Origin of the sequence: Kitasatospora nipponensis (assembly GCF_039528135.1) — a bacterium.
Lineage (GTDB): Bacteria > Actinomycetota > Actinomycetes > Streptomycetales > Streptomycetaceae > Kitasatospora > Kitasatospora nipponensis.
Window position 1 is genome coordinate 23,684 of the sequence record NZ_BAAALF010000064.1, and the last position, 15,730, is coordinate 39,413.

The window sequence follows — 15,730 nt, forward strand, 5'->3', positions numbered from 1 at the left end:
CCCGCTCAGACCTCGAAGCCGGACCAGAGGTGACAGACCGTGCGGCCGTCGGCGGCGGTGCCCTCCAGGACGCTGTCGCAACTCATCGCGTGGGTCGGGAAGACGAGGGTGTTGGCGCCGCTGTCGGGGTCGGTGAGGTCCAGGAACGGTGTCGGGTCGCCGGCCTGCTCCAGCGCGTACAGCCGCCGGGCCGCCTCCCGGGTGCGGCCCGCGCCGACGTCCGGCAGGGCCAGGCCCGGCTGCTCCAGCTGGCCGAGCTGGCCGCGGTCGGTGTCCTCGAGGGCGCTGTGCCACTCGCCGAGCCAGACCGCGTCGTAGTCCACCCTGTCGTACGAGGCGTCGAGCACGTCCTGGGCGGTGGCCCCGACCGCGACCAGCGCCACCATGGTCACCGCCCACCCGCAGTGCGGGACCTCGACCCCCTCCCGCGACCCCTCGCCGGCCGCGGTGGCCAACCAGCGGGCCGGCAGCTCCTCGTAGCGCAGGTAGACCTCGGCCCGGCCCGCGGGCGAGGCGAAGCAGCAGAACTCGTAGGCGTCCAGCGAGGCGAGCGAGACCTCCGAGTCGACCGCGAGCGTGCCGGCGTGCACCAGGCGCGAGCGCAGGCCCTGCGGGTCGGGCAGCTCCGGCACGCCCTGCTGCGGTATGCCGTGCCGGACCATCAGTTCGGCGACCGCCTCGGCCGTGCTGATCGACGTGCGGTTCGTCATCGTGCTCCTCCTGCGTCGCCCCACCCGGCCGGATCCGTTCCGCCCGCCCCCATCCTGCACCGGGCGGCCGACAGTGCCGCGGCCGCCCGGTCGCCGGTGGGGTGCGCCGGCCTGCGGTGCGCAGGCCTGTGGTGCGCAGGCCCGTGGTGCGGTGCGGTCCGGTCAGTCCATCCGCTCGTCCAGCAGACGCACGGCCTTGCCGGTGCGCGGGTTGACGCTCAGTCCGTTCGCGCCGACCCACTCGACGGCCAGCGGGTGGATCAGGCCGCGCCGCACGTGGTCGGTGAACATCGGTCGGCTCTCGCCCAGCCGGTCGGCCAGCGCGCCCGCCAGGGTGTCGCGCCCGGGTGCCGCGGGGGTGCTGTCGGCCAGCCGCAGGACCAGCTGGTCCAGGCCGTCGTGGTGGCGCAGCACCACCTGCAGGCCGCCGACCCGGCCCTGGGGGTCGGCGCCGGCCAGCACCGTGCGCAGGTCGTCGAGCTGGACGGTGACCGGACCGACCCGGGCGCCCTCCTCGGCGCGGCCGAGCAGACGCAGGCGGCGCCGGGGGAAGTCCACCCACTCGGCGAGGTCGCCGACCGGGTAGCGGATCACCGGCTGCAGGCGGCGCACCAGGTCGGTGGCCACCACCCGCCCGGCGCGGCCGGGCTCCTCGATCGGCTCACCGGTCTCCGGGTCCAGCAGCTCGACCAGCTTGTCGGGCGTGAAGACCTCGTGCACGCGGCTGTCGGCCTCGCCGTCCACCGGCCCGGCTAGGATGCCCGCGTCCACGCTCGCGTAGCCGATCGAGCGGACCGAGCAGTTCGGGAACGCCTCGGTCATCAGGGCCAGTTGGTCACCGTAGAAGGCCTCGCCGCTGAACAGCACCAGTCGGATGCCGGGCAGCGGGCCGACGGTGTCGACGACCTCGCGGGCGAGCCGGCAGAGCGAGGTGGGCGGCGCGGCGAGCACGGTGGCGGAGAAGTCGCGCAGCGCGCCGATCACGTACTCCAGCGGCGCGGCGCCACCGATCGGCAGCTGCACGGTGGGGACCGGCGCCTCCTGGAGCAGGTTCAGCGTGAAGACGAAGCTCGAGTAGAGCTCGCCGGCGTAGAACAGGTTCGCCACCCGGTCGCCGGCCCGCAGCCCGGCGGCGGGCAGGCCGTCGCCGAACCGGCGGCTCATCCGCCGCCACTCCTCGCGGGTGTAGAAGGAGGCGCGCGGGGCCCCGGTGGAGCCGCCGGTCTTGAAGACGATCCCGTCGGTGTGCGGCTCGGTCATCACCCGGCTGTCGGCGATGCCGTGCGCGCCCCAGTAGGCGGCGTGATCGATCAGCGGCAGGGCGGTGACGTCGTGGACGTCGGCGGGCAGCTCCGCGTACAGGTCGCGGTAGAACGGCGAGTTCTCCCGGACGAAGCGCACCAGCTCGCCGATCCGGTGCTCGGGCAGGGGGACATGAGGGTTATTCATAAGACCACTTTTTTCAGACAGAGAGGCTGACGATCTTATCGTCGTCTCGGACTGCTGCGTACACGGTGGCAGGTGGGCGTACCGCACCTGACGATCCGTCGACGCCTCGGCGCTCCCGCCCGGGCGGGCGTGCGGCGGGTGGTTCAGCCGCCGCTGGTGACGCCCTCGCCGGCGCTCTCCCGGGCGGGGTCCGCGGTCGCCGCTGCGGCCGCTGCTGTTGCTCTGGTGGCGGCCGGCAGGCCGAAGGCGTAGGTGGCCAGGAACCCGACCAGGTAGCCGACCAGCAGTCCGCCGGCGTAGACGGCGACCGCCGTGCCCAGGCCCTGGCTGCCGCGCAGCAGCGGGAACAGCGCCCACCCGGAGGGCCCGATGGCGCTCGCGCCGACCGTGCTGCCCAGCTGGTTGAGGAGTCCGACGAACGCCCCGCCGGCCGCCCCGCCGACGCAGGCGGTGACGAAGGGCCGTCCCAGCGGCAGCGAGACGCCGTAGATCAACGGCTCGCCGATGCCCATCAGGCCCGCCGGCAGCGCGGACCGGATGGTGGCGCGGATCGACTCGTCGTGGCGCAGCCGCAGGTAGACCGCCAGCGCGCAGCCGACCTGGCCGGCCCCGGCCATCGCCAGCATCGGCAGCAGCGGGGTGGCGCCCTGCTGCTCGATCAGCGTGGTGTGGATCGGGATCAGCGCCTGGTGCAGGCCCAGCATCACCAGTGGCAGGAAGAGTCCGCCCAGCACCAGCCCGGCGAGCACGCCGCCGTGCGCGAGCAGCCAGGTGGTCGCCCGGCCGATCCCGGCGGAGACCTCGCCGGCCGCGTACATCAGGCAGAAGAGCGTGACCAGGCCGGTCACCAGCACCGTCAGGGTGGGGGTGACCAGCACGTCCAGGGCCGGCGGGAGCCGGCGGCGACAGGTCCTCTCGACCCGGACCGCGAGCAGTGCCGCGGCCAGCGCGCCCAGGACACCGCCCTGCCCGGGGGAGAGCGGCTGCCCGAACGCCGAGACGTGCGCGACCCCCGGGTAGACGATCACCGCGGCGACCGCGCCGCCGAGGATCGGGGTGCCGCCGAACTCCTTGGCGGTGTTGTAGCCGACGAAGACCGAGATCAGCGACAGGAAACCGGCCGAGACCGCCCCCAGCGCCGGTACCAGGCCCGGGGCCCGGCCCAGGTTGCCGAGCAGGCCGCCGAGCCCGGCCACGATGCCGCAGCCGACCAGCGCCGGCACCAGCGGGACGAAGACGGCGGCGATCCTGCGCAGGAAGAGCTTGCCGGGGGTCGCGTTGCGCGCCGACCTGGCGGCCCGCAGGGCCGAGCCGCGGGCCGCGAGCGCGTCGGCGCCGGTGTCGGTGTCGGCCAGGGCGGGGGCCGGGTCGGTGTCCGGCGCGGGGTGAGCGGCCCGCTCCTGCTCGACCAGCCGCTCGAACTCCGGCGCCACCCCGCCGACGATGCCCGGACCCAGCACCAGCTGGCAGGTCTCACCCGCGACCACGCCCAGCACCGCCGGCAGCGCCCGCAGCTCGTCGGAGCGCACCAGCGCGTGGTCGCGCAGGCTCAGCCGCAGACGGGTCAGGCAGTGCGCGACCGCGACCACGTTGGCCGCGCCGCCCACCAGCGGCAGGATCGCGGCGGCGGTGGCGCGGTGCTGCGGACCGTCGGTCATCGGGTACCTCCCGCAAGGTGGGTCAGTCGAGCCGGTGGCAGAGGACGAAGTCCGGGTGGACGTGCCGCCCGATCCGCAGGTCGACCGTGCCACCGGCCGCGTCCGCCGCGTCCGCGGCCGCGTCGGCCTCCTCGACGGCCCGCAGGACGGCGCGCAGCCGCTCGGGCGTCAGCTCCAGCGGCGGCTCGTCCGGCTGGTAGGTGGTGCGGATGGGGTAGTCGACGCCCGGGGTGCGGGACATCTCGATGTGGCAGCCCAGCACGTGGCCGACCGGATGCGTCTCGGTGAAGGCGACCAGGCGCGCGAGGGAGGCGCGGAAGGCCGCCCAGTCCTCGATGTAGAGCCGCCCGGGGTAGACGGTGTCGCCGGTGAGCAGGAACCGGGTGGCGGGATCGTAGAAGGTGATCGCGCTGGGGTGGTGGCCAGGCGTGGGCAGGCAGTGCAGGACGCGGCCGCCCAGGTCGAGCAGCGCCTCGCGGTCGTGCGCCGGGCCCAGGCCCAGGAACCGCGAGACGGTCGCCAGGTCGGCCGCCACCACGGTGGTGTCGGGCCGGTCGGTGAACTGCCCGTCGCCCGCCACGTGGTCGCCGTGCGCGTGGCTGTGCAGCACCAGCAACCGGTAGCCGGCCCGCGGGTGGTCCGCCAGCCAGTCGCGGAGCAGCCCGTCCACCGTGGCGCGCAGCGGGAACAGCTCGGGCGAGGCCGTGGCACCGGTGTCGATGAGCACGGCCCGGTCGGCGCCGAAGAGCAGGAAGAGGAACGGTGCCTCGTAGTCGATGGCCATGTTCTGGCGCAGGATGACGGTGTTCTCGTCGTACCAGTGCACCTGGAGGTCGGGGTCGGCATTGTGCTTGGCCGAGGGCGATCCGTGGATCCAGGCCACCTGCAGGGGCTGCGCGACGGGGTGGAGGGGTGCGGACATGACGGCTCCAGCGAGCGTCGTCTTCGCAGGCCGGGTACGGCGCACATCTCGTCCGGGGCAGGCCCGGGCGGACCCCCGGGCCGAATCTAGCAGCCGCCCGCCCCCGCGGGCCCGCGCCGCTCAGGGGAGCCGGGCGCCGCCGCCGGCCTTGACCGCCTCCACGGCGTGCTGGTGCAGGGTGCGGGCGCTGTGCTCGTCGGAGACCGCCTGCGGACTGCCCTGCAGGGTGAACCAGTCCAGCGAGTCGGTGTACTGCACGGTCAGGACGGCCTCGGAGCCGGTCCAGGTGGTGTGCACGGTGAGGTCACCCGCGATGGCGATGCCCTCGACGGTCTGCACCCCGCCCGGTCCCGAGTGCACGTGCTTGGTGGTCCACGCTGCCCAACTGGTCGGTTCTTCAGCCATCGTGCCGCCTCCGCTAGGGATGAGGTGTCGGGTGCCATCCGCCGGTCCGCACCCGCCGCCGGAGCTGCTGCAAGAGATGGCCACCAGTCAAGTGGTAACCGGCGGCAGCGGCAAGTCCGCGCAACCACCCGCCGGTGGGCGTGCCGCCCGCCGGGTGTACGCCATCCGGTCAGTGGCCCGGTGTTCGGTGGCCGGCCCGGTCCGGGCCCCGGCGGGTCGGCCGGGGCCGCCACCTCGGTCGGTCCGCGGTCCACCCGCCCGCCGCCCGGCGGCACCGCTCGGCGCTCCCAACGCCCCGGCGGCCGAGAGTGATTGCCCGCAGAACGGGACAAGTCCGCCGGACCGGACAGAGATTGACCGATTCACGACAGCGCAGGGCCGGAACTGGCCGGTATGGTCTCCTCCATGCCGCCCATGCCTCCCCGGTCCCCGCGCCCGTCGCGGCCCGCGACCCTCCCCGTGCTGCCCTACCGCAAGCCCACGCTCGGTCGGGACTACTGGGTCTTCGACGACGTCCTGCCGGCCGTGGACGAGGTCCGCGCCCGCTGCCTGACCAAGGACGACTGGACCCAGGGCTACCCCTACCAGCCCGAGAGCTGGCCCGGCCTGCGCACCATGCCCGGCCTCGAGCCGGCCGAGCTGGCCAGGGTCGAGCAGCTGGTCCGCAAGGCCACCGGCGCGACCAAGCTCTGGCAGGCCACGGCCCCCGGCGGCGCCACGCTCAACCACAACTGCATCCAGGTGGTCGGGGAGGGCGAGTGCGAGGCGCGCCCGCACTCCGACTCCCGGGCGCTGTGCCGCTACGCCGCGGTGCTCTACCTCAACCCGAACGTGGGCAAGGACTTCGGGACCAGCTTCTACCGGCAGAGCCTGCCCGGCGGGGTGCTGGGCGGGAACATGGTCACCGCGCCGCACAACAACCTGGTCGAGGCACTGGGCACCCGGTTCGTGCCGGCGGACTCGTTCACCGAGGACGTCCGGGTCGCGCACCGCTACAACCGGCTGCTGCTCTACAGCGCCAACATGATCCACACCGCCACGGGCTACTGCGGCAGCACCCTGGAGGAGAAGCGGATGACCGCGGTCTTCTTCTGGATGGCCTGAGCGCCGACGGCGCCCTGAGCGGTGCCGCCCGCCGCTGTCGCGGGAGCGGGAAAGCGTGAAGGGCCCGGCGTCTGCCGGGCCCTTCACGATCGTAGCGGGGACAGGATTTGAACCTGCGACCTCTGGGTTATGAGCCCAGCGAGCTACCGAGCTGCTCCACCCCGCGTCGGTTCCTCAACCATACGGCATCCGGAGCGGTGGTCCGTACCGAACAACCGGCGGTCGGCGCGGCGCGGCCCGCCGCGGGCCGGCGCCCGGTCAGCGGGAGGGCTCCGGCAGCGGCGGCCGCAGGCGCGGGGCACGGGAGTACACCAGCCCCACCGCCGCCACGCAGCCCGCCACCGCGAGCAGCACCGCACCCGGGCCGCCGGGCAGCGCCGCGGCGCCCAGCAGGCCGCCGGCGAACATGCCCAGCACGGTGGACAGGCGCTGGACCCGGGTGAGCGAGGTCGTCGAGGACGGCGCGTGCGGGGTGAAGAGGTCCACGACCAGCTTGATGAGCGTGGTCTGCACCAGCGTGGTGGGCATCTCGGGGATCCGGGCCGCCAGGATGAAGCGGCTGCGCCACCCCATGGCCAGCGAGACGAGGGCGAAGACGACGCCGCTGTCCCGCGAGGGCGGCAGCCCCGAGCCGCCGGTGGCCACCGCGTACCCGCCGGCCGTGGCGAGCAGCGCGGACTCCGCCAGCAGGCCCAGCGCGAACCAGTGCTGCCCGTGCGCCCGCCGGCGGGTGATCACCAGGTGCGCCCCGGCGGCCCCCAGCACGAAGCTCACCAGGGCGAGCGCGGGCCGGGCGATCGACAGGCCCGCCGAGCCGGTGAGGCCGAAGGCGAGCAGCAGCAGGTTGCCGGTGGCGAGCGCGGCGAAGGCGTGACCGAGGGCGAGGAAGCTGACCGCGTCGATCACCCCGCTCGTGACGGTCAGCAGGGCCAGGACGGCGGTGATCCGGATCTCGACCCGGGCGGCCATGCGTGGTCCCTCGATTCTGTCGGTCCTGCGTGGTGCGGTGTGGTGCCGCGCTTCCGTGTGCGGCGGGGCGGATGCCGCCCGCCTCAGGCTGGCGCACGGCGCCGCCGACCAGGCGTTTCAACACACCGGCGAGCCGCCTCCCGGGTCGGCTCAGGCGCCGCCCACGGGGGTGAGGGCGCGCCGCGCGTGCTGGACCAGGGCGCGGCCGGCCGGGCTGCTGCCGGGGCCCTCGGCGCGCCAGGCGAGGACCAGCCGCCCGCGCAGCGCCGTCGGGTCGATGGTCAGCACGCGCAACTGCGCCGACCGGCTGCGGGCGAACGCGCCGGGCAGGATCGCCGCGCCCAGACCGCGGGCGGCGAGCCGGGCGAGCACGTCGGGGTCGCTGGCCTCGAAGGCGATCTGCGGGGCGAAGCCGGCGGCCGCGCAGGCCTCCTCGAGCCGGGCCCGCAGCCCGCTGCCCTGCGGCAGGCTGATCAGCGGCCGTGCGCGCAGGGCGTCGAGCGCGATGACCGGGTGCGCGGCGAGCTCGTGGTCGGGGGCGACGGCGGCCACGATCGGGTGGTCGTCGACGACCAGCACCTCCAGGCCGGGCGGGGTGCCGGCGCCGATGCTGACGATCGCCGCGTCCAGCCGGCCGGCGCGCACCGACTCCAGCAGCCGGTCGGAGGTGGCCTCGGAGAGGGTGATCTCGACGGCGGGGTGTTCCCGGTGGAAGGCCACCAGCAGCCCGGGCAGGTCGATGTCGTGCGAGGTGACGGTGCCGAGGGCGACGCGCCCGCGGAGCAGCCCGGTCAGCTCGTCGACGACCAGGCGCACGTTGGCCACCGCGGCGAGCGCGGCGCGCGCGTACGGCAGGACGGCCGCGCCGACCTCGGTCGGCCGCACCGAGCGGCCGGAGCGGTCGAGCAGCTCCTGGCCCAGCTCGCGTTCCAGCCGCCGGATCTGCGCGCTGACCCCGGGCTGGGCCACGTGCAGCCGCTCGGCGGCGCGGGTGAAGTTCTGTTCCTCGGCCACGGTCACGAGGTACTCGAGCTGGCGCAGTTCCATAACCGGAGATTCTAGGAGTGAGACCAACCAGCTCTTGGACTTCTGGATCATCCCGCCGCAGAGTGGGAGTCAGCCGGCGGGAGCGACGCCGCGAGAGGGGAGTTGACGATGGACGGGACCCGTGAACGCATCGAGGAGCCGTTGCCACCGGGCGTGTTGATCGCCGGAGCGGGCATCGGCGGACTCACGGCCGCGCTGAGCCTGCACGCGGCGGGCATCGCGGCGGTGCTGGTGGAGAGCGCCCGGCAGATCCGTCCGCTGGGCGTGGGGATCAACCTGCTGCCGCACGCGGTACGGGAGTTGACCGAGCTGGGGCTCGGCGCGCAGCTCGCCGCCGCCGGGGTGGCGACGACTGAGAACGTCTACAGCGACCACCTCGGCCGGGTGCGGTTCACCGAACCGCGCGGCCTGGCGCAGGGGTACCGCTGGCCGCAGTACTCGATCCACCGCGGCGAGTTGCAACTGCTGCTCCTGGCGGCGGTGCGCGAGCGGCTGGGTGCCGACGCGGTGCGCACCGGCACCGCGCTGGCCGGCTTCGAGCAGCGGGCGGGCGCGGTGCGGGCCCGGCTGGTGGACCGGGCCACCGGCGCGATCCGCACGGTGCGCGCTCCGGCGCTGGTGGGCGCGGACGGGCTGCATTCGGCGGTCCGCGCCCAACTGCACCCGCACGGCAGCCCGTTGCTCTGGTCGGGGGTGCGGATGTGGCGCGGCGTCACGCGGGCGGAGCCGTTCCTGGACGGCCGGTCGATGGCGATCGTGAGCGAGGGGGACGTCGAGCTGGTCGCCTACCCGATCGGCGGCGGGCGGATCAACTGGGTCGCCCAGGTGCGGGTGGACCGGCCGCAGCCGCTGGCCGAGCAGGCGGGCTGGAACCGGGCGGGCCGACTCGCCGACGTGCTGCCGCACTTCCGCTCGTGGGCGCTGGGGTGGCTGGACGTGCCGGCGCTGCTGGCCGGCGCCGACGAGATCCTCGCGTACCCGATGGTCGACCGCGAGCCGCTGCCGTCCTGGGGCGGCGGGCGGGTGACGCTGCTGGGCGACGCGGCCCACCCGATGTACCCGGTGGGGGCCAACGGCGCCTCGCAGGCGGTGGTGGACGGCCGGGTGCTCGCCCACGAGCTCGCGCGGGCCGGCGCCGACGTGCCGGCCGGGCTGGCCCGCTACGAGGACGCCCGCCGGGAGGCGACCGCCGCCGTGGTGCGGGCGAACCGGGCGATGAGCCGCCCCGTCGAGGACGGGGGCGAGAGCGACCTCGCCCGGGTGACCGACACCTACCGCCGGGCCACCGGGAGCGAGGTGGAGCGGCTCAACGCGCGCCCCTCGCTCACCGTCGACCGGTCCTGCTGACCCCGCCCCACCGACCCACTGAACCGGCCCGACCGACCCTGCCCCGCTGAAGGAGAGCGCGATGACCACCTTCGTCCTGATCCCCGGTGCCTGCCACGGCGCCTGGTGCTTCGAACCGCTGGCCCGCGAGCTGCGGCTCGCCGGCCACCAGGCCTACCCGCTGACGCTGACCGGCGTGGGCGAGCGCAGGCACCTGCTCGGCGCCTCGGTGAACCTCGACACCCACATCGAGGACCTGGTCAACCTGCTGACGGACGAGCAGATCACCGACGCCGTGCTGGTCGGGCACAGCTACGGCGGGATGGTGATCACGGGAGCCGCCGACCGACTGCCCGAGCGGGTGAGCGGCCTGGTCTACGTCGACGCCTTCGTCCCGCGCGACGGCGACTCCTGCTGGACGCTGACCACCGACAGCCAGCGCGACTGGTACATCGGCGGCTCCGCCGCGAGCGGCCACGCGATGGCGCCGCTGCCGTTCTTCGACGAGCGCGCGACGCCGCACCCGCTGGCGACGCTGCTCCAGGCGATCCGGCTGACCGGCGCCGGCCGGGGACCGGTGCGCCGGGACTACGTGTACGCGACCGACTGGCCGGAGCCCTCGCCGTTCGAGCCGGCCTACCGGCAGGCGCTGGCCGACCCGTCCTGGCACACGCACGCGCTGGACTCGCGGCACAACGTGATGCGCGACGCCCCGGCGGAACTGCTGCGGATCCTGCTGGAGAGCGTGCGGCGGGACGGGGTCTGAGGGGGTGTGGGCTCAGCCGGGCTGCGGCCACCCGGCGGGACCCTCGGGCCCGGTGGCCACCCGGCCGCCGAAGAAGACCTGGGTCTCGGTGATCCGCCCGTCCCGCACGGTGCTCAACTCGACGTTGCGGTAGCGTCCGCCGGCGGCCAGCTCGTACTCGTAGACGAGCAGCACACCCTGCCCGGCGGCCGGGACGGCATCGACGATCCGCTGCTCGCGCAGGCGGCCGGCGGTCGGGAAGCACCGTGCGAAGAAGGCGGCCCGGTCGATGCGGTCATCCTGCGGACTGGTGAAGGTGAAGTCCGGCGCGATCAGTCGCTCGGCGGCGGCACGGTCCTGGGCGAGGTAGCTCGCCATGCAGGCGCGGACGACCTCGACGTTCGACCGGCTCCGGTCGGCATCCGTCATGGCGGCTGCTCCTCCCGTCGGGACGCGCCGGCCGCACCGGGCGCGGGGGCCGGCCGCTCTCCAGTATCCCGCCGCCGGTCCTGCCGGCGAGGACTCAGCCGCCCGAGAGCGAGCCGCGCAGCACGGCGAGCACCTCGCCCTCGGGGAACCGGCCCAGGGCCGCGCCCACCGCGCCGGCCAGCTCCTCGGCCAACTCGTCGGGCGGCGCGGCGGCGGCGAGCTCGTGCACCCAGCGGGCCAGGTCCGCCAGGTCCTGCGGCAGGCCGGCGGGCTGGGCGCCGGTGTACGGGGAGGGCGGGCGGCGGCGTCCGAGGCGGCGGCGCAGCGTGGCCACCAGGACGGACGGCGCCGGGGGCCGGGCCGGAGCGGGGAAGGGCAAGGGTGCGACCGGCGGCGGCGGCGGTGCGCGCCGGGGCAGCGGGGCGGGGACCGGTTCGCCGTGGCTGGCGTAGCGGCCGGGCGGCAGGCCCACCTTGGAGGGGTGCACGCAGACCGGTATCCGCTCGGCCGTGTAGCGGAACCCGTCGGCCGGGTCGAAGGCGCACTCGCCGGTGGGCCGCTCGAAGACGTCGAAGGCGCCGGCCGGGCAGCGCAGCGCAGGACAGAGCCAGCACACCTCGTGCGCGCTCTCCTCCGGCAGAAACGGCTCGCTCGGCATCCCCGCAGCATACCGACGGCCCCGCGGCGGTCGGCCCCCACCCGCGGCCGGCAGCCGGCGCTCAGAGCGCGTTGATCGCGCCCGGCAGCCGCTCGGCCCGGGCCAGCGCGCGCAGTGGCCCCGGCTGGCCGTGCCGGCGCACCGAGAGCCGGGTCAACAGGGCGAGCACGGGATCCAGCGCCGCCGCCGGGAGCGGGGGAGCGGCGATCCCGACGCTGACCGCGAGGTCGTCCATGTGCACGGCGAGCTCCAGCATCCGCGTCACCAGGAAGTCGTCGAGGCTCAGCGCCCAGCCGGTCTGCGGCAGGAAGACCGTCGACCGCTCCGGCGGCAGCCGCGGGAGGCCGACGCGCTGCTCGGCCAGCTCGGTGCGAGCGCGCTCCCGTAGGGCGAGTGCTCCCTCGGCGGCGAAGGCCTCGCCCTTCGTCCGGATGCCGGCGTTGACCACGTCGTCGAGCGGCGCGCTGACCCAGCGGGCCCGCGCGTAGTGCTCCAGCAGCGGGATCGGCGCCTCGGGGGCGTCGCCCTGCTCGGCCAGCACCGGGGTGACGCTGAAGATCTGGTACCCGAGGTGGCCGGCCAGTCCGCCCACCGTCAGCTCCGCCAGCGCGCTCGGCCCGTCCCACGCCGCGCGGACCTCCGGCGCGGCCAGCAGGGTCACCGCCTGCGCCGCGGCGTCCAGGTACGCGTTCCTGATGGTCATGAAGCCCCCGTGATCCGACACTCCGCCATTATGCGCCGCGGCCGGGCGGGGACGGAGGGGTTCGGCCGATCGGCCGGCGGCGCCCTCGGGCGGGGTCCGGCTGGGCCGTCCGGGGTGGATCACCGAGCGCGGGCCGACCGCGCCCGCGCGGCCGCACGGCGGTGCGGGCGGCGGCGTCCTAGCATCGCCGGGACCGCATCGCCGTGTGGAGAGAGGGGACCCGGGAATGAACAGCGCGAAGCTGCTGGCCGACGCCTTCGGCCGGATCCGGGAGGTCGTCCACGAGGCCGCCGAGGGTCTGACGGCCGCAGAGCTGTCGCAGCGCCTCGACGGCGACGCCAACACGGTCGCCTGGCTGCTCTGGCACCTGACGCGCATCCAGGACGACCACCTCGCGGACGCGTCGGGCACCGAGCAGGTGTGGATGACCGAAGGCTGGGCCGACCGGTTCGAAGCCTCCTTCGGGACCGCCCTCCCGCCCGGCTCGACCGGCTACGGCCACACCAGCGCGCAGGTCGCCGCCCTGCGGGTGGACTCCCCGGACCTGCTCACCGGCTACCACGACGCCGTCCACGCGCGGACGACGGGCTACCTCGGCGGCCTCACCGACCGCGACCTCGACCGCGTGGTCGACGAGAGCTGGAGCCCGCCGGTGACCCTGGGCGTGCGGCTGGTGAGCGTGGTCTCCGACGACCTGCAGCACGCCGGGCAGGCGGTGTTCATCCGCGGCGTGCTCCTGCGCCGCCGACGCTGAGAGGTTGCCCGAGCAGGCGGCCCCGGCGGTCGGCCGAGGACGCCGACCCGGCCGAAAGAGCGTGCACAGAGGGGGATTTGTCGGGGGAGTACGCACGGATAGCGGGACAATTCCGGATATCCACAAGGGTTTGGCCAGGCCTTCATGAGACTCTTAGGATGCGACCGATCCTGAGACTGTTCGTCAACAAGGCAACAGCTGAGGATCCATGACCACGAGTCAGGATCGCATGCAAACAGGGAATATCGGGCGCCGATCGGGCCGCCCACTCCTCCACCGACGGCTGATACGGCTGTTGTCGGCACTGGCCGCCGGCGTGCTGGTGCTCGGCCTGGCGGGCGGGGCGGCGGCGAGCGCCCCGAGCTGGAACCTCGGAAACACCGCGCTGGCGAACCTCTACAACCTCAACGCCGAGGCCAGCGGAGCCGTGCACAACGTCGGCCTGAACAAGTGCGTGGACGACTACGCCTATCGGACCGACAACGGCTCGCAGGTGGTCTCCTGGACCTGCAACGGTGCGACCAACCAGAACTGGACGTTCACGCCGGCGAACCACAATCCCTACCGGACCGGTGACGCCGGGTTCCTCGGGGCGCTCTCCCTGAACAACGCGCCCACGAAGTGTCTGGACATTCCCGGCAGCGCGCCCATCGGTTGGGGCAGCAAGTTGCAGCTGTGGGACTGCAACAACACCCAGAACCAGCAGTGGATCGAGCAGTTCGCCTCCAACGGGAGCACCCGGCTGCTCAATCCCGCCAGTTCGCTCTGCGTGGACGTACCGAGCGGTTCCACCACCGACGGCACCCAACTGCAGCTGTGGGGCTGCAACGGCTCGCCGGCCCAGTGGTTCGCCCCGCCCGGCGCCCCGCTGCCGCCGGTGGGTCCGATCACCGCACCCCTACTGGGCATGTGCGCCGACGCCGACGGCGGTGGCACCGCCGCCGGCGCCAAGGTGCAGGCCTGGCACTGCGGTTCCACCGACCACCAGACCTGGTCGCTGAACCAGGACGGCTCGCTCTCGCACGGCCAGCTCTGCCTGGACGTCGCCGGCGGCGGCACCGGCAGCGGCACCAAGGTGCAACTCGACGCGTGCAACGCCACCGTGGCCGAGCAGTGGATCGTCCATCTGGACACCGCGAACCGGACCACCCTGGAGAACCCGAACTCGGGCCGCTGCCTGGACATCCCGAACTCCTCCACCACCGACGGCGCCCAACTGCAGATCTGGGACTGCAACAACACCAACGCCCAGGTGTGGAACGCCCCGCAGTACCCGCACCCCTCGATCGTGGGCCCGGTGGTCGCGGCGCCGGTCGTCTACCCGCCGGGGTCCGGCACCCTGGCGAACCGGCTCGACGCGATGACCAGGGCCGAGGCGATGCGCAAGGCCCAGCTGTGGATCGCCGACATCGAGCACAGCGGCAGCCACAACCTCAAACTGGCCGCCGGCACCGCCCTGGCGAGCAACGACGCCGACCTGATGGTCACCTTCAACGCCTGGGACGGCGGCTCGAACCAGTACGACGACCCCACCTCGCCCTTCACCAGGGACCTGGCCGCACTGACGGTCGCCGACCAGAACCGCACCGAGCGCTCGGCCGGGCGGCGGCACTACCTGGACAACCTGTCGATCTCCGACCAGGAGCCCACGCCGGTGGGCCAGATGGTCAGTTACATGAGCTCGGAGTCGTCCTTCTGGCGCACGCTGAACTCCGCCACGCTCGCCTTCCCGGTGGTGCACGCCAACCAGGCCGCACAGGACCGGGTGACCGCGATCGCCAAGGAGAACGGTGCCAAGGACCCCGCCCAGGCGGCCAACTGGCTGGCGGCGGCGCAGTGGACCAACGGCGGCTCGGCGGACGACGTGCGCCGCTTCATCCAGTACAACGGGGTCCCCACCGTCGCACCGGTGGCGGGAACACCGGAGTTCCGGATCGAGGTCGAGGCGCTCAAGGCCCGCTGGGCCGGCGGTGACCCGACCAACCCGCGCGATCCCGACAACGTGCTGATCGACGTCGAGGAGACCGCCTGGAGCGAGTGGCAGGCCGAGCTCAACTCCCAGGCGCAGCAGCGGGCCGACATCGTCACCACCGAGGTCAACGGCCTCGACGCCCTGCAGAGCGGCGCGGAGTCGATGAACGACGCGCTCAGCTACGCCTGGTACGCGGGCGAGTTGCTCTGGGCCCAGCAGAACCGCAGCGGCGCCGAGCTCGCCCGGATCCCGAACGACCTGGGTGTCATCCGGGCGCGCGTCGCCGCTCTGGCCGAGGCCGCCAAGGTGGCGGCCGGACAGGCGCAGGCCTCCGCCGACCGCGTACAGGCCGACCAGGACGCGGCGGCGGTGATCGCGAAGGCGAACGGCACCCCGCAGGCCCGCGGCCTGTCCTACGCGCAGCAGTCGGCGCAGGTGACCAAGGCGGCGGCCTCCACGGCGCAGGCGATCTCCGGCGCCCTGCAGACCGCCCTCGCGGCCACCAACGCCACCCTGGCCGACAGCGCCACGCTGCTGGCGAACGCGAGCGCCCAGGCGCACGCGGCGCGGGCCCTGTTCCTGCGCCAGTCGGCGCAGGGTGACGCGGCGCTGGCGGCCTCGCTGGCCTCCTCCGCCGCCGACCAGGCCACCGCCGCCGCGTCCGCCCGCCGACAAGACCAAGGCCCGGCAGGCCGAGGCCGCCGCGGTGACCTCCGCGGCCAGCGCGCACCAGGACGCGGCCGTCGCGGCCCAGGAGCGGCAGAACGCCGCCACCGCCCGCGCCAAGGCCGACGCGCAGCGCGCCAAGGCCCAGCAGGCCGAGGCCGCGGCCCAGCAGCAGGCGGGCGCGGCCAGGACGGTGCGGGAGGCGGCGGGCCC

At 74.4% G+C, this 15,730-nt stretch carries 15 protein-coding genes, 1 tRNA gene and 1 riboswitch; of the genes, 5 read left to right on the top strand and 11 right to left on the bottom strand.

The window, feature by feature from the left end; all coding sequences use genetic code 11:
• Positions 1-5 precede the first annotated feature (5 nt).
• From ABD323_RS19110 to ABD323_RS19130, 5 genes are all read right to left on the bottom strand, one after another.
• Positions 6-710 carry a hypothetical protein gene (locus ABD323_RS19110; RefSeq protein WP_344442917.1) on the bottom strand — a complete coding sequence of 235 codons (705 nt, stop codon included), beginning with the start codon at positions 708-710 and terminating at the stop codon, positions 6-8.
• A gap of 162 nt (positions 711-872) precedes the next feature.
• On the bottom strand, positions 873-2,159 hold the full coding sequence (locus ABD323_RS19115; protein WP_344442918.1) for a phenylacetate--CoA ligase family protein: 1,287 nt from the start codon (positions 2,157-2,159) through the stop codon (positions 873-875).
• 143 nt (positions 2,160-2,302) lie between these two features.
• Complete coding sequence (locus ABD323_RS19120; protein ID WP_344442919.1) at positions 2,303-3,817, bottom strand: PTS transporter subunit EIIC; 1,515 nt, start codon at positions 3,815-3,817, stop codon at positions 2,303-2,305.
• A gap of 22 nt (positions 3,818-3,839) precedes the next feature.
• Positions 3,840-4,739 carry an MBL fold metallo-hydrolase gene (locus ABD323_RS19125; protein ID WP_344442920.1) on the bottom strand — a complete coding sequence of 300 codons (900 nt, stop codon included), beginning with the start codon at positions 4,737-4,739 and terminating at the stop codon, positions 3,840-3,842.
• Positions 4,740-4,750: 11 nt separating this feature from the next.
• A riboswitch (guanidine-III (ykkC-III) riboswitch) is annotated at positions 4,751-4,818 on the bottom strand.
• Positions 4,819-4,859: 41 nt separating this feature from the next.
• A complete protein-coding gene (locus tag ABD323_RS19130) occupies positions 4,860-5,144 on the bottom strand; it encodes a hypothetical protein (RefSeq protein WP_344442921.1) in 285 nt (94 codons plus the stop codon).
• Between the two features lie 405 nt (positions 5,145-5,549).
• Here ABD323_RS19130 and ABD323_RS19135 point away from each other — a divergent pair, with 405 nt between their 5' ends.
• Complete coding sequence (locus ABD323_RS19135) at positions 5,550-6,248, top strand: DUF6445 family protein (RefSeq protein ID WP_344442922.1); 699 nt, start codon at positions 5,550-5,552, stop codon at positions 6,246-6,248.
• A 92-nt stretch (positions 6,249-6,340) separates the two neighbouring features.
• Here ABD323_RS19135 and ABD323_RS19140 read toward each other — a convergent pair.
• The 3 genes from ABD323_RS19140 to ABD323_RS19150 form a co-directional block, all read right to left on the bottom strand.
• Positions 6,341-6,414, bottom strand: a tRNA-Met gene (locus ABD323_RS19140).
• Positions 6,415-6,506: 92 nt separating this feature from the next.
• Positions 6,507-7,217 (bottom strand): YoaK family protein, encoded by a 711-nt coding sequence (locus tag ABD323_RS19145; RefSeq protein ID WP_344442923.1) that lies wholly within the window; start codon positions 7,215-7,217, stop codon positions 6,507-6,509.
• Positions 7,218-7,367: 150 nt separating this feature from the next.
• Complete coding sequence (locus ABD323_RS19150) at positions 7,368-8,264, bottom strand: LysR family transcriptional regulator (RefSeq protein ID WP_344442924.1); 897 nt, start codon at positions 8,262-8,264, stop codon at positions 7,368-7,370.
• Between the two features lie 108 nt (positions 8,265-8,372).
• Here ABD323_RS19150 and ABD323_RS19155 point away from each other — a divergent pair, with 108 nt between their 5' ends.
• Both ABD323_RS19155 and ABD323_RS19160 read left to right on the top strand, forming a co-directional pair.
• On the top strand, positions 8,373-9,611 hold the full coding sequence (locus ABD323_RS19155; protein WP_344442925.1) for a flavin-dependent oxidoreductase: 1,239 nt from the start codon (positions 8,373-8,375) through the stop codon (positions 9,609-9,611).
• Between the two features lie 61 nt (positions 9,612-9,672).
• Positions 9,673-10,356 (top strand): alpha/beta fold hydrolase, encoded by a 684-nt coding sequence (locus tag ABD323_RS19160; RefSeq protein WP_344442926.1) that lies wholly within the window; start codon positions 9,673-9,675, stop codon positions 10,354-10,356.
• Positions 10,357-10,368: 12 nt separating this feature from the next.
• Here ABD323_RS19160 and ABD323_RS19165 read toward each other — a convergent pair whose 3' ends face one another.
• The 3 genes from ABD323_RS19165 to ABD323_RS19175 all read right to left on the bottom strand — a co-directional run bounded on the left by ABD323_RS19165 (position 10,369) and on the right by ABD323_RS19175 (position 12,146).
• Positions 10,369-10,764 (bottom strand): nuclear transport factor 2 family protein, encoded by a 396-nt coding sequence (locus tag ABD323_RS19165; protein ID WP_344442927.1) that lies wholly within the window; start codon positions 10,762-10,764, stop codon positions 10,369-10,371.
• Between the two features lie 94 nt (positions 10,765-10,858).
• Positions 10,859-11,422 carry a hypothetical protein gene (locus ABD323_RS19170; protein ID WP_344442928.1) on the bottom strand — a complete coding sequence of 188 codons (564 nt, stop codon included), beginning with the start codon at positions 11,420-11,422 and terminating at the stop codon, positions 10,859-10,861.
• Between the two features lie 61 nt (positions 11,423-11,483).
• Entirely contained in the window at positions 11,484-12,146 is a 663-nt protein-coding gene (locus tag ABD323_RS19175; protein WP_344442929.1) for a maleylpyruvate isomerase N-terminal domain-containing protein, read from the bottom strand.
• 205 nt (positions 12,147-12,351) lie between these two features.
• On the opposite strand from ABD323_RS19175, the gene ABD323_RS19180 reads away from it, so the two are divergent.
• Together ABD323_RS19180 and ABD323_RS19185 are read left to right on the top strand one after the other, a co-directional pair.
• Positions 12,352-12,879 carry a mycothiol transferase gene (locus ABD323_RS19180; protein WP_344442930.1) on the top strand — a complete coding sequence of 176 codons (528 nt, stop codon included), beginning with the start codon at positions 12,352-12,354 and terminating at the stop codon, positions 12,877-12,879.
• Positions 12,880-13,174: 295 nt separating this feature from the next.
• Positions 13,175-15,730, top strand: a 2,556-nt coding sequence (locus ABD323_RS19185) for an RICIN domain-containing protein (RefSeq protein WP_344442931.1), incomplete at its 3' end; no start/stop codon positions are given.

What these genes read in the sequence shown, in the direction of transcription:
- ABD323_RS19110 (WP_344442917.1), bottom strand. Translation starts at nt 710, where the DNA reads ATGACGAACCGCACGTCGATCAGCACGGCCGAGGCGGTCGCCGAACTG.
- ABD323_RS19115 (WP_344442918.1), bottom strand. Translation starts at nt 2,159, where the DNA reads ATGAATAACCCTCATGTCCCCCTGCCCGAGCACCGGATCGGCGAGCTG.
- ABD323_RS19120 (WP_344442919.1), bottom strand. Translation starts at nt 3,817, where the DNA reads ATGACCGACGGTCCGCAGCACCGCGCCACCGCCGCCGCGATCCTGCCG.
- ABD323_RS19125 (WP_344442920.1), bottom strand. Translation starts at nt 4,739, where the DNA reads ATGTCCGCACCCCTCCACCCCGTCGCGCAGCCCCTGCAGGTGGCCTGG.
- ABD323_RS19130 (WP_344442921.1), bottom strand. Translation starts at nt 5,144, where the DNA reads ATGGCTGAAGAACCGACCAGTTGGGCAGCGTGGACCACCAAGCACGTG.
- ABD323_RS19135 (WP_344442922.1), top strand. Translation starts at nt 5,550, where the DNA reads ATGCCGCCCATGCCTCCCCGGTCCCCGCGCCCGTCGCGGCCCGCGACC.
- ABD323_RS19145 (WP_344442923.1), bottom strand. Translation starts at nt 7,217, where the DNA reads ATGGCCGCCCGGGTCGAGATCCGGATCACCGCCGTCCTGGCCCTGCTG.
- ABD323_RS19150 (WP_344442924.1), bottom strand. Translation starts at nt 8,264, where the DNA reads ATGGAACTGCGCCAGCTCGAGTACCTCGTGACCGTGGCCGAGGAACAG.
- ABD323_RS19155 (WP_344442925.1), top strand. Translation starts at nt 8,373, where the DNA reads ATGGACGGGACCCGTGAACGCATCGAGGAGCCGTTGCCACCGGGCGTG.
- ABD323_RS19160 (WP_344442926.1), top strand. Translation starts at nt 9,673, where the DNA reads ATGACCACCTTCGTCCTGATCCCCGGTGCCTGCCACGGCGCCTGGTGC.
- ABD323_RS19165 (WP_344442927.1), bottom strand. Translation starts at nt 10,764, where the DNA reads ATGACGGATGCCGACCGGAGCCGGTCGAACGTCGAGGTCGTCCGCGCC.
- ABD323_RS19170 (WP_344442928.1), bottom strand. Translation starts at nt 11,422, where the DNA reads ATGCCGAGCGAGCCGTTTCTGCCGGAGGAGAGCGCGCACGAGGTGTGC.
- ABD323_RS19180 (WP_344442930.1), top strand. Translation starts at nt 12,352, where the DNA reads ATGAACAGCGCGAAGCTGCTGGCCGACGCCTTCGGCCGGATCCGGGAG.